This is a genomic window from Polyangium sorediatum (assembly GCF_029946465.1).
GTDB classification, from domain to species: Bacteria; Myxococcota_A; Polyangia; order Polyangiales; family Polyangiaceae; genus Polyangium; species Polyangium fumosum.
Genome location: NZ_JARZHI010000024.1, coordinates 71,196 through 83,331, shown reverse-complemented (window position 1 = coordinate 83,331; position 12,136 = coordinate 71,196). Strand labels below are relative to the sequence as shown.

Here is a 12,136-nt window from a genome sequence, read left to right as displayed (position 1 = left end):
ACATTTCCCGCGTGCTCGCCTTCCCTTCGCTGCGCTCCGTTTCGGCTCCCGCCTCCACCGAGGACGTGGCCTCCCGGAGCACGTTGAACCCTGGTCCTGACGAACCTGTAGCCATGCCCACTTGGCCCGAGGGGACGAGGTCGAGCAAGTTGCCGAGCGGGCTGTTCAACCCGATGCCGGAGGGGGTGATCGCCGGGTACCGGGCCGATACCGGGCTCGACGTGATGGGGATCAAGAAGCCGGTGTACGCGATTGCGTCCGGGTATGTCGATTACGCCGAGGCGGGGCACACGCTCTGGACCGGTCCGCGTGATACGCCGTATTGCGTGCGCATCGAGCTCGATACGCCGATCCCGTACGGGGACCGCAAGATCACGCACATCTATTACGCGCACCTCTCCGAGCTCGCGCACGTGCAGCCCGAGGGCAAGACGCCGAGGACGCGGATCGAAGGAGGCGACCGGATCGGGACGTCCGGGGTGGCGAACGGGAGCTGGCATTTGCACCTCGGCTTCCTGCTGGACGGCGAGGTGGAGCAGTATTGGGGGACGTTCCTGCTCGAAGACGAGATCCGGAAGGTGATGGGCGATTACCGAAAAGGGGCGCGGCTGCCGAAGGAGTGAATCGTCAGTAATAAAACCCGACGATCCCTTCGCCCTTCCGCGACGTTTCGCCCACCCAGCTCTGCACGGCCACGATCGCATCGTGCACGTCGTCCGTCTCCGCGTGGATCTGGACCTCCCCGAACCGCTTGTGCCCCGCCACGACCTGCTCCGGGCTCCAGTAGCCGTGCACGGGGAAATCGTCGGGGGGCGGGAACCTGCAGAGCGCCTTGCCAATGTACAGGTCGCGAAAGGGGAGCGTCTCGTCGAGCCCCGATTTCTTCCAGTCCTGCTCGACGGCCTCCATGAACGACCACCGGATCGAGGAAAAGGCATTGTTGTTCAGGTACCGGCCGAAGTGCTCGACGATTCGCTCGTAGGCATAGGCATACATGAATCCGTGCCCCTTCTCGGGGACCGTGCCCATGATCAACGCCTTCACCGCGTCGAACGGCGTCGGCGCGCCGTCCGCGATCTCGGATTCGAACCAGTTCGCCTGCTGGGCGAGGTGCGCCTTGAACCGGCCGCAAATCTGCCGCCGCAGCTTGTCGTCGCCGCTGCTGAAGACGGGCTTCAGTTTGTCGAACTTGACCGCATACGCCATCACGCTGTAGCTCATCGTTTTCCTCCTACTGGATGCGACCGCGCGCCTCGATCGGCCAAACCTCGACGAGCCGGTCGTCCTCGACCACGTGGTAGTGGTCGTGCAGGTTGATCGTCGTGTCGCAATGGCTCGGCACGAGCAGCACCTTGTCGCCGACCCGCACGTCGCTCCCCTCGCCGTCGAGCTCGATCCGGCCGTGCTCGTCCCCGGCGAACGTATACCGCGCGCCCGCGATGCCTCGCACCCTCGGCGGGCCGCTGTCGTTCGAGAGCGCCTTCATTCCCGCGTCCACGATCACGTCCGTCGTGCGCGTCCGGCTCACGACCGTGGTCAGGACGAAGAGCGCTTGCTCGAATCCCACACCTTGCACCGTGCCATAATGGTCGTCCATCACCACGTACGAGCCCGGCTGGATCTCCGTGATGCCCGTGGCTTCGAGGGCAAACGTCGAGGTGCCCGTGCCGCCGGTGGAGACGATGTCGAGGGGCAAACCCGCGCCGCGGACGAGGTCCGCCGTGTCCGTGAGCTTCTTCATCGAGGCGCGCCAATACGTTTCGCGCTCGTCGCGGCCCTGCACATGCTGCAAATGCCCCTCGTACCCCTGAAGCCCGACGAGCACGAGGCCCGGCATCGTCGCCACCTGCTGCGCGAGCGCGAGCGCCGGTTCGCCCGGCAAAACCCCCGTGCGCCGCTGCCCCACGTCCACGTCGACGAGCGCCGGGATCTTCAGCCCGACCCGCGCCGCCGCGTCCGAGATCGCCCGCGCCGCGCCCGCGTCGTCCACGACCGTGAGGACGATGCCGTGCCGCGAGAGCGCGAGCAGACGATCGATCTTCGTGCGCCCGACGATCGGCGTCGACACGAGCACCTCGGGGATGCCCGCGCGAATCATCACCTCGGCCTCGCCGAGCTTCGCCGCCGTCACGCCGATCGCGCCCGCCGCCATCTGCTTGTGCGCGAGCAGGGGGCACTTGTGCGTCTTCACGTGGGGCCGCAGTCGCACCGCGCCGTGGATGAGCCGATCGGCCATCGCGCGGATGTTCCGCTCGGCTGCCGCAATGTTCAGGATGAGCGCGGGCGTGTCGATTTCGCCGAGCGCTTGGCCCCTCGTCCCTTCGAGCATGGCTGGTTCGTCCTCCCTCCCTGCCGCGTTACGCCCCCATGTGCGCCGCGAGATCGAGGGTCCGTCGATGCTCGGGGACGAGCTCGACGAAGCTCCGGCGATGCGCAGGCCGCGTGAGCGAAGCCGCGCGCTCCTCGATGCGCCGCTTCGCGATGGAGAGCGCGCGCCGCGCGCCCTCGGTGTCCCCCGTCGCCGCGAGCGCCTCGGCGAACGCGAGCCGCACGATCCCTTCGCCCTCCTCGGCCGCGCCGCCGCGCGCCGCGAGCGCGCTGATCCCCTTCTCCGCCATGTGCAGGGCCTCGCGCGTGCGCCCGCGCATGAGCTCGACCATCGCGAGCACGCCCTGCGCGTACGCGTGGAGGGGCATGCCCGCGAGCGCGTCCACGGCCGCGCTCGCCTCGGCGTCCGCGATGTCGAGCTTGCGGGCGTAGAGCGCCGCGATCGCGAGGTAGATCCGCGCGCCGGCTTCGAGCCTGCGGTTGCGCTGGAGGAGGGCCTCGCGGATGCTGCGGGAGAGGAGCGTCTGGGCCTCGTCGAGCCGGCCCGTGTGTGCCAGGGAAAACCCGAGGTTTTGCTGGGCCGCGCCCACGATCTGCGAGAGCCCTTGGGCCTCGCTCGTCTCGAGTGCGGCGCGCGCGGCGAACTCGGCTTCGACGTAGGCGCCGATCGCGTTCAGCAGCGCGGCCTGGTTGCTTCGGTGGAGCGCGACGCTGCGCACGTCGCCGATCTCCGTGAAGGCCTGGATGACCTGCTCCACCGCGCCGACCGCGCCCGCCGCGTCCCCCATCGTGTGCGCCCGCAGCGTGTCGGCCTCGTGCAGGCGCGCGCGCGACGAGGGCTCCCGGCGCGCCTCCTCGTGCCCTGCGGCGAGCTCGTGCAAGGACTCGGCGAGCTCGTGCCGCCCGAGCACGTAAAACGCCGCGGCGACGCGCGCGCACGCGGCGATCTGCGTCGGCCGCGGCGAGGGCTTCGGCGCGGAGACGACCTCGGCGAGCGCTGCCGCCACGGGATCGAGCGTGCCCGGATCGCCGAGCTTGGTCGCGCACGTGGTGACCTCGCTCGCGGCCGCGCACCAGGCGTCGGTGCCGCGCGGCAGGACGGTGAGCGCATGCTCGGCTTTGCGCATGGCCTCGACGTTCTCGCCGCGCCACCGGTGCGCCTCGGCCTGGATCACGAGCAGGCGGCCGAGATCCTCGCCGAGCGCGCCGCACTGGATGCCACGCTCGGCGCACGAGAGGGCCTTGCCGAGATCGCCGCCGAGGAGCGCTTGCTCGGCTGCGCGGGAGAAATGCGTGATCGCCGTGTCGAGCTGGCCCGCGCGGAAGAGGTGCTCGGCGAGGCGCATCGGATCGGGCTCTCCGGCCGCCATGAGGCGGCGCGCCGCGAGCTTGTGCCCGAGCACGCGGTCCTCGTCGGTGAGCATCGCGTAGGCCGCCTCGCGCACGTAGGCGTGCCGGAACGAGTACATCTCCACGATGTTCTCGTGCCGCGTCAGGCTCACCTCGCGTAGCTCCAAGAGCTCGCGCGTGCAGAGCTCGCCGAGCAGCGTTGCGGCGTCGCGCGTCTCCTCGCCGAGCAGCGCCGCCACGTCGGCTTCGGTGAACACGTCGCCGTAGACGCTCGCCGCGCGGAGCGCCCGCCGCGCGCGGGGATCGAGCTCTTCGAGCGTGCCTTGCACCATCGCGATCACGCTCTCCGGCAGCGCTCGATCGCGGCCGCGCGCGGCCGCGCGCACGAGCTCTTCCAGGAAAAACGCATTCCCGCCCGCGCGCTCCACGACCTGCGTGATCACCGTGCTCTTCGCCCGCGGCCCGAGCACCGCGCGCACGAGCCTCTGGCTGTCGCCGTCCGCGAGCGGCGCGAGCGAGATCGTGAGCGGCGCGCGCGCGGCCCAGAGATCCGGGAACGTCCGCGAGAGCTCCGGTCGACCGAGCGCGAGCACCACGAGCGGCAAGCGCTGCGCGAGCGCCGCGTCGACGAGGTTCAAGCTCGGAAGATCTCCGAAATGCAGGTCTTCGAGCACGAGCAGGAGCGTGCCGGCGCGGCCCTCGGCGACGACGAGCTCCTCGAACGATCGGCGGATCCGGTCGCCCATCAACGTCGTGTTGCTCCGGGCGGCGACGAGCCCCGGGCGGCCCTCGCCCTCGAAGGGCAAACCCGAGGCTTCCCCGAGAAACTCCGCCACGGACGCGGCGCGGATCGGATCGAGGTGCCGGCCGACGCGCGCCCGCAGCTTGCGCCGCGCGACCTCCAGCGGCTCGCCTGCCATCACGTTCGCCGCCCGCCGGAGCGCCCGCGCGAGCAGGCCAAACGACGAACCCGCCGCCATCGGATCGCCCTGGCCGATCCAGATCTCCACCGGCCGGCCTCGCTCGCCGAGCCAGCGCAGAAGCTCGTGCCGCAGGCGGGATTTGCCGATCCCCGCCTCGCCCGTGACGATCACCACGCGCGGCGCACGCTCGCGCTCGGCCTCCTCGAAGATGCGCTGGATCGCGCCGAGCTCGACGTCTCGACCGACACACGGCGTGGGCCGGCCGAGCAGCGTCCGCGCGGGTTCGCCGACGTCACGCTCGCCGAGCAGGAAGAGGCCTTGCTCGTCGCCGCTCACGTCGAAGCGCGCGCCGAGCAGGCCCGCGGTCACGTCGTCGACCGCGATCGCGTCGCGCGGCGCGCGCGAGAGCATGGGCAGGAAGGGCTCGATCGTCGCCGAAGCCGGCGCCTCGCCCGCGCTCTCGGCCGCGACGATCGCCGCGCGCTCGCCGTCGACATGATCCCCGAACGCGAGCGCGCATTTCGCGGCCCGCGACGCCTCGTCCGTCGCCGCCCCCGAGCCGTGGAACGTCACGAGCAGGTGCCCGTCGAGCAGCTCGTCGACCGCCCCGCCGAATCCTGCGGCGACACGTTCGAGCGCGGTTTTTCCTTCGGAATTCGCGTCCGGCCCTTCCGGCAGCCGCACGATGAGCACGCAGCGGACGCGCCGCTCGTGCGCCCCAAGCGCGTCGCCAGGCAGCGAGACGGCCTCGACCGTGGTCTCGTCGAGGTCCGCTTCGAGCGCCCGCTCGATCTCCAGCGCGAGCGCGCCTGCGTTCGCCGGCCGCTCGTCCACCGCACGCGCCAGCATCCGCGCGAGGAGCGCTTCGAGCCAGGGCGGCGCATCGGGCCGGAGCGTGCGCAGCCGTGGCGCGTCCTCGACGACCACGCGCACGAGGTACGAGAGCGCGTCGCCGCCCTCGAAGAGCCGTTTGCCCGTGAGCGCGTGCAGCATCAGGCAGCCGAGGGCGAACACGTCCGCGCGCGCGTCGAGGTTCTGCGCGCCGCGCGCCTGCTCCGGCGCCATGTACCCCATCGATCCGAGCAAGACGCCCTTCTGCGTGAGCTCCTTCGTGGCGCCGCCGAGGCGCGCGATCCCGAAATCGATGATCTTCGGCCGCTCCAGATCGCCGTCGAGCAGGATCACGTTCCCGGGCTTCAAGTCCCGGTGCACGATCCCCTGCGTGTGCGCGACCGCGAGCGCCTCCGCGAGGTGACGGAGCAGCCGCACGGCGCCGTCGATCGGCAAGGTTTGTCGCTGGATCCGCCGGTCGAGGCTCTGGCCCGAGGCCCACTCCATCGCGATATAGGGGAAGCTCCCGTCGCGGCCGTGCGCGACGTACTGCACGATGCCGGGATGCACGAGCGCGGCCATGATCTCCGCCTCGCGTTCGAAGCGCTCGATGTTCGCCGCTTCCTCTTCGAGGAGGACCTTGATCGCGACGACCTCGCCCGTCGTGTGGTCCGTCGCGCGAAACACGCGTGCCATGCCGCCTTGGCCGACGACCCCTTCGACGACGAACCGTCCGTCGACCACCTGGCCCGGAAGCATGGGGCGCCAAGTATCCGCGCAAAGTTCGGCGCGGTCCATCCCCACGAAAGGGCGGCTCCTCGCGAAGCGTCGAATTTTTGCTGGGTTCGCGGCAGACGGCCCCCCGGCGCGCGCATCACGCGGGCCGGGGGGCGGGGAGGGGAGGTGCGTCCTGTAAAACTACGGCGCGGCCGGCGGCGCGACGTGGACGCCGCAACGGTAGAACGTGCTCGAGACCTCGGCGTCTTGCGAGGCCGCCTCGACCTTGAGCTTCAGGCTGGTGACGCCGCTCGGCACGGCCACGTCCTGGAGGAAGAGGTCCTTCGCCTCGGTCTCCGTGGCGACGCCGCCGGCGATCGCCATGTTGTTCGCGCCGAGCACCGAGACCTTGAGGCCGCGCAGGCCCGAGCCCGAGCGCTGGCCGCCGCAGGCGACGCTGATCGTGGCGGAGCCGGCGGGCACGTCGACCGAGTAGTAATCGATGTCCATCGGGGCCGTGTCGATGTCGCCGTCGACAAAGTAGCTCGTCGTCGTGCCGTTCGGCGTGGCCTTCAGGGCCTCGGGCGCGTCGACGGAGTCGTTCGTCGCCGCCTCGATCGGGTTCGAGCCCGAGCCGCCGTGGTTCACGAAGTAGAAATCGTTCTCCCCGGCCGTCGAGCCAGCCTTGCGCGTCATGAAGAACAGGTAATCGGTCCCGAGCTCGCAAGGCACGGCGATCTGCGCGGGCGTCTGGCCCGTCGTCACGTCGACCTGCGCGATCTTCTTCGTCGGATCCGCGGCCGTCGTCACGTACGCAATCACGCCCGACGTGGCCGTCGAGCCGCTGCCCACGTCGCCGCCCGGATAGAAGTCGAAGTTGCAGACGGCGCGATCGCCCATCACCGTCACGGCGTCTGCCGGGACGTTGAAACTCCAGACGTCGACGTCCGTCGCGCTCGTGTAGCCGCCCCACTGGAGCGAGAGGTAATAGTTGCCGCTCTGCGGATTCTTCGAATACTCGACGGCCGTGGCCTGTTCGGCGGCGTCGTTCGGCTCCACCTCGGCCGCGATGCTGTCGAGCGTCGCGTCGAGGATGCCCGCGCCGATCGCATAGTCGTACGTGGTGATGTCGGCCGAAGGCGCGCAGCCCGGAGCCCCGCCCACCCACACGTTGCATTCGGTGACCCGCATGCAGTACTCGTCGTCGTCCGACGCCGGGAGAATCGTGTAGAGCGAGCTGTCGTTGCTCGAACGCGGGAACGGATCGTCGTTCTCCGCGATCTGCACCCATTGCGCGCCTTGCTTCTTGTAAAGCGTGAGGACGAGATCCGGGTACGTGTTGTCGAATTCGTCCTGCGGGGGCTTCGCGTCTGTCGAAAGCAGAATGGCTTGCCCCTTCGCGCCCTTGAACTTGTAGAAATCCTCGTCCGCATCGATCGGATCGAGCGTGTCCTGCAAACCGGGATCGTCGAGGAATAGCTCCGTCGCGGTATCGCAACTCACGTTCGAATCGGCCGTCGAGCCGCCGGAGCCCGATTGCGCGACGCTCGACGAACTCGAGCTCGAGCTCGAGCTCGAAGCGCCGCCGCTGCCGCCCGTGCCGCCGCTGCCGGTGGTGTTCGACCCGCCATCCCCGCAACCGGCGCCGGCCGCGAGGACGGAAAGCCCGGAAGAAATGACGAGCCCAAGCAAAACGTTCCTGCGCATGAGACCTCCACGAGCGGTCCAGGGCGCGAGGCTTGTCGCCGCGCCGCACCGAGGACCGAAGAAGAATACATTCTTACAACCCTCGGCCGGACGCATCAAGGACGAAAAACCGCTTTCGCCCCGTGTGGTTCCGCTCGGAGTTCGATTTTCTCGGAGTGCGCGGCGGCTGCTAATTTCTTAACGCTCGACGGGCATTCCCATCGCCCGGCGCACGTCGTCGAACGCGGCCGTGAAGCGTCCATCCCTGCCGCGCAACACGAGAGGCGGCTCGATTTCTGGAGCGCGAGCCGCGTCAGGGCGGCGCATCACATAGACCGAAAACAGCGGGTCCTTGCCCTCGCGCGGGACGACGTCGCGGTACCGCTCCAGCACGAGCCCGGCGCCCACGGCCGCGGCCTCGACGCGCGGGCGCTGGCGCGAGGCGGCGCAGCCCACGAACGGCGCGTCCTCGGCGAGCAGGCGCGCCGCGGCGAGGGCGTAGTCCTCGACGCCGCCGCGCCATTCGAAGCGGCACGGGCCGCATTGCACCTTGCTCGACTCGATCCCCGTGCCCTTCGGCAGATACGGCGGCGTGCCCGTCACGAGCTCCGCGCCTGCGAGGCCCTCGGTCGTCAACGGATCGCGCAGATCCCCAAAACGCACGGCGCACCGATCGTCGACGCCGTTCCAGGCGAGCGATCGACGCGCGAGGCCGGCGCTCACGTCCTGCGCCTCGACGCCCGTCACGCGCGCCTCCGCGAAGGCCCACGCGACGAACAGGAGCACGGTGCCGATGCCGCAGCCGAGATCGACAGCGCGGCGCGGGGGCGCGTGGCGGAGCTGCTCGATTGCGTACCAGGCCGTGACGAGGTCGTCGGCCGACCAGCGGTGGCCGTCGACGCGCTGGAGAATGCGGAAATCACCGGCCAGGTAGCAGAGGTCCTCGCCGGGGCCGGGCCAGACGTCCTCGCGATCGGGCGTCCGCGGCTGCGGGCCCGGAGCGACCCAGCCGGCGGGGCGGCGCGCGGGGCGCACGATCCCCGAGCCTTTGGCGGCGGCGAGCTGGTCAGGTGCGGATGCAGGCAGCATGGGGGCCGTTGTCTACCACGAGGGCATGGGGCGGCGCCATTCCAACATCGCAAAAATGATCGGTCGCAGACGGATGCGAATGGGTTCGCCGTCTCCGCCGAGGGGCTCGGAGCGCGGAGCGAGAGGTGTTATTCTCCCGCCTCGCCATGAAAACCGCTTCGATTCTTTCGGCGTGCCTTGCCCTGACCGTAGCGACGACGGCGTTTGCCGTCCACGGGTGTTCCGGGGACGAATCGGCGTAGGCGGCGCGGGGGATGGTCCCGGAAAACTCACTGCGGCGGAGTGCTTCGCCGACGATTTCGTCAACCCGCAGAGCAATGGACCCGATTGCGATCAATACGATCCCACAATCGGATCGCATTGCATGGGGACGAACCACCAGGACATCGCGGGCGTCGACTTCCCGAACGGCGTGTTCGTGGTCTTCGCGAACAACGACGAGTGTTCTTCCTGCTCGAAGATCTCTGCGGGCACGGCTTCGAGAACGACAACCCCGCCGCGCCGTGCTATCGAGGTCCGAACACCCCGCGCTGGTTCGATCTCACCTGCATCCACCCGAACCCCGCAGGCCACGACCACATCACGGACATGTTCATGGCCGTCGTGAACGAGTGATCAAAAAGGAAACACCTCATGGCCGAGCTCGTATCCCTCGCCGAAGACCTCTGGGCCGCGGAGCACCCCCTGCGGGTCGCCGGCTCTGTCCGGATGAACGCGCGGATGACGGTGGCGCGCCTCCCGGGGGATGAGCTCTGGGTGCATTCGCCCATTCCGATCGACGATACGCTTGCCGCCGCACTCGCGAAACTCGGGCGCGTCGCGTACCTCGTCGCGCCGAACCTGTATCACAACCTCTACCTCGGCCCCGCGTCGGCGCGTTTTCCCGAGGCGCGTGTCTTCGCGCCGCCGGGGCTCAAAGAGAAGATCCCCTCGCTGCGCATCGACGAGGTGCTGTCCGGGGAGGCGCCCGCTGCGTGGGCCGGCGTCTTCGAGCAGCGCCACGTCGAGGGCGCGCCGCAGATGGAGGAGGTGGTTTTCCTGCACCGCCCGAGCAAGACGCTCGTCGTCTCGGATCTCCTGTTCAACATCGAGCGGCCCGAAGGCCTCGCGACGAAGATCGTGCTGACGATGATGGGGACGCGCGGAAAACTCGCGCGAAGCCGGATGTGGAATTTCATCACGAAGGACAAGGCCGCGTGGAAGGCCTCGGTGCGCGGGGTGCTCGCTCTCGATTTCGATCGGCTGATCATGGCGCACGGTGACGTCGTCGCTTCGGGCGCGAAGGCCCGCGTGAGCGAGGCGCTCGGCCCGTACGTTTGAGCCGCAAGGAAACCATCTCATGACCGAACTCGTATCCATCGCCGAAGACCTGTGGGCCGCCGAGCACCCCCTGCGGTTCGCCGGCTTTGTCCGAATGAACGCGCGGATGACGGTGGCGCGCCTCCCGGGGGATGAGCTCTGGGTGCATTCGCCCATTCCGATCGACGATACGCTCGCCGTCGCGCTCGCGAAGCTCGGGCGCGTCGCGTACCTCGTCGCGCCGAACCGGTTTCACAACCTCTTCCTCGGCGCCGCGTCGGCGCGTTACCCGGAGGCGCGTGTCTTTGCCGCGCCGCGGGTGCAGGAGAAGATCCCCTCGGTCCGCATTGACGAGGTGCTCTCCGCCGAGCCGCCTGCCGCGTGGGGCGGCTCCGTCGATCTGCGGCTCGTCGAGGGCGTCCCGATGGTGTCCGAGGTGGTGTTCCTGCACCACGCAAGCCGGACGCTCGTCGTGTCCGACATCCTGTTCAACATCGAGAAGCCCGAGGGCCTCGTATCGAAGCTCGTCTACGCGGCGCTCGGCACGAACGGAAAGCTCGCGATGGGCCGGGAGTGGCCGCTGATCGCGAAGGACCGCGCGGCGCTGCGCGCGTCGTTGCGCGAGGTGGCCGCGCTCGATTTCGATCGGCTGATCATGGCGCACGGCGAGGTCGTCGCCTCGGGCGCGAAAGACCGGGTGCAAGCGGCGCTATCGCCCTACCTCTAAGCCTCAGCGCGTCTCGCCGATCGTGCCGACCTGGAAGGGCCGTTTGCCCTTGGGCCAGCGGAGCTTCAGGAATTTTTCGCCGCCCTCGAACGTGAGCTTCGCGCGAAGATCCGTGCCCTCGACGTAAGGCACGAGGAGCTTGCCCACGCCCTCCTCCGCGCTCGCTTTCGTCTGCGTTTGTCTGCGCCCTCTCTCGATGTCGAGGGCGGTGATCTTCACCTTGCCCTCGCAGCGCATCCAGAACCAGCTCTCGACGATCTTCGTCTTGCATCCGACCGCGCCCGAGCCCGTCACGAGCACCTCTTTTTCGGCGGCGAGCGCCTCGTCCGCGGGCGCCGCGGCGAGGCCCTCGACGTCGGGCAGGATCTTCGCGTCTTCCTGGGCTTGCGCTTTTGCATCGGCCTCGGCCTTTGCGGCGGCCTCGGCCTTCGCGGTGGCGGCCATTTCTTCGCAGCGCGAGGTGTCGCGCTCCTTGAACGCGGGCCACCTGCCGCCATTGAAGAGTCGATCTTCGAGGCCACTCGCATTTTCGGGCATCTCGAAGGAGAACGTCTCGTCCTTGCTCTGCTCGGGATGCTCGTAGGGCCGGTAGTTGAAGGCGGGCTTGGCCTTCGTCCCCGGGCGGAGCGAGATCACCACGGCGTCGGCCCAGCCGTAATTCGCCGCCAAGATCTCTTCCTTGGTCGCCATGCTGCCGCCGCCGGGGGAGGCGCCGTTGTAGCCGCCGAGGCTCTTGTTGTATTCGCGCTGGCCGCTCGTCGGGCAGCCGATCAGCACCCACTCGCGGACTTCGAGCATTTTGCACGCCTGGATGAACTCGCCCTCCTCGTAGCCCTCCCAGCCGAGCTTTGCCATCGGGGCCTGGCACCATTCGAGGGGCGTGGGGCGCGACGAGCGGACGATGTTTTTGGGCTTTTCGGGCGCGGCCGCCGCCGTCGTTTCCGGCGTGGGCGTGGGCGCGGCCTCGCTCGGCGCAGGCGTAGCCTCGCTCGGCGCGGGCGCGGCGGCGGGCGCGGCGCTCTCGGTCGCAGGCGCGGGGGGCGTCGCGTCTTTGCTGCAGGCCGCGAGGAGCACGAGGGCCGCGGGGCCGAGGAGGCGAGGGGAGAAGGTCGCGCGTCGCATCTTGGTGGGCATTCTCGCAGAGAGCGGGCGCACATGTCGAGGCGCGTGATGGGTGGTTTTCGGA

General features: G+C 69.4%; 10 protein-coding genes. 4 read left to right on the top strand and 6 right to left on the bottom strand.

What is annotated here, in order from left to right:
* Positions 1-113 precede the first annotated feature (113 nt).
* A complete protein-coding gene (locus QHF89_RS25540) occupies positions 114-623 on the top strand; it encodes a M23 family metallopeptidase (protein WP_136969154.1) in 510 nt (169 codons plus the stop codon).
* 4 nt (positions 624-627) lie between these two features.
* Here the strand turns inward: QHF89_RS25540 and QHF89_RS25535 are convergent, their stop codons facing one another.
* From QHF89_RS25535 to QHF89_RS25515, 5 genes are all read right to left on the bottom strand, one after another.
* The gene (locus QHF89_RS25535; RefSeq protein WP_136969153.1) at positions 628-1,221 is read right to left on the bottom strand and encodes a DUF7691 family protein; all 594 of its coding nucleotides are present in this window, start codon (positions 1,219-1,221) and stop codon (positions 628-630) included.
* 10 nt (positions 1,222-1,231) lie between these two features.
* A complete protein-coding gene (locus QHF89_RS25530) occupies positions 1,232-2,329 on the bottom strand; it encodes a DSD1 family PLP-dependent enzyme (RefSeq protein WP_136969152.1) in 1,098 nt (365 codons plus the stop codon).
* Between the two features lie 28 nt (positions 2,330-2,357).
* Complete coding sequence (locus tag QHF89_RS25525; RefSeq protein WP_284720925.1) at positions 2,358-6,191, bottom strand: protein kinase domain-containing protein; 3,834 nt, start codon at positions 6,189-6,191, stop codon at positions 2,358-2,360.
* Positions 6,192-6,350: 159 nt separating this feature from the next.
* Positions 6,351-7,856: a hypothetical protein gene (locus QHF89_RS25520; protein ID WP_136969150.1), complete on the bottom strand. Its 1,506-nt coding sequence runs from the start codon at positions 7,854-7,856 to the stop codon at positions 6,351-6,353.
* Positions 7,857-8,033: 177 nt separating this feature from the next.
* Positions 8,034-8,924, bottom strand: coding sequence for a tRNA1(Val) (adenine(37)-N6)-methyltransferase (locus QHF89_RS25515; protein WP_136969149.1), 891 nt, complete (start codon positions 8,922-8,924; stop codon positions 8,034-8,036).
* Between the two features lie 441 nt (positions 8,925-9,365).
* On the opposite strand from QHF89_RS25515, the gene QHF89_RS25510 reads away from it, so the two are divergent.
* From QHF89_RS25510 to QHF89_RS25500, 3 genes are read left to right on the top strand one after another with little or no spacing between them, the layout of a single operon-like run.
* Positions 9,366-9,539 carry a hypothetical protein gene (locus tag QHF89_RS25510; protein WP_170229412.1) on the top strand — a complete coding sequence of 58 codons (174 nt, stop codon included), beginning with the start codon at positions 9,366-9,368 and terminating at the stop codon, positions 9,537-9,539.
* Positions 9,540-9,557: 18 nt separating this feature from the next.
* On the top strand, positions 9,558-10,244 hold the full coding sequence (locus tag QHF89_RS25505; protein WP_136969148.1) for a DUF4336 domain-containing protein: 687 nt from the start codon (positions 9,558-9,560) through the stop codon (positions 10,242-10,244).
* Positions 10,245-10,263: 19 nt separating this feature from the next.
* Complete coding sequence (locus tag QHF89_RS25500) at positions 10,264-10,950, top strand: DUF4336 domain-containing protein (protein ID WP_136969147.1); 687 nt, start codon at positions 10,264-10,266, stop codon at positions 10,948-10,950.
* A 3-nt stretch (positions 10,951-10,953) separates the two neighbouring features.
* Here QHF89_RS25500 and QHF89_RS25495 read toward each other — a convergent pair whose 3' ends face one another.
* Complete coding sequence (locus QHF89_RS25495) at positions 10,954-12,072, bottom strand: hypothetical protein (RefSeq protein WP_136969146.1); 1,119 nt, start codon at positions 12,070-12,072, stop codon at positions 10,954-10,956.
* Between the last annotated feature and the right edge of the window lie 64 nt (positions 12,073-12,136).